This is a genomic window from Pantoea sp. EKM20T, assembly GCF_011800485.1.
GTDB classification, from domain to species: domain Bacteria; phylum Pseudomonadota; class Gammaproteobacteria; order Enterobacterales; family Enterobacteriaceae; genus Pantoea; species Pantoea agglomerans.
On sequence record NZ_JAALFW010000062.1, the window covers coordinates 1 to 209 of the forward strand.

Annotated in this window: 1 pseudogene; it reads right to left on the reverse strand. The window is 67.0% G+C overall.

The features are described 5' to 3' along the window. A pseudogene (locus HFD94_RS22880) lies at positions 1 to 209 on the reverse strand (type VI secretion system tip protein VgrG); the annotation flags it as partial.

Here is a 209-nt window from a genome sequence, read left to right on the forward strand (position 1 = left end):
TCGCCCTTCGCCAGCCGGTCCCAGTGAAACTTCACCTTTACCCGGCCGTAGCGGTCGGTCCAGATCGACTCGCCTTTCGGGCCCACCACCTTCGCGGTCTGCGGGCCGTGCGTTTTCGGCCACGCCGTTTCCGGCGGCGTGCGGTAGGTCACTGACGACGGCAGCACCGTGAAGTGGATGTTGTGACGGCTGTCGCCGGTGTCGCCGCT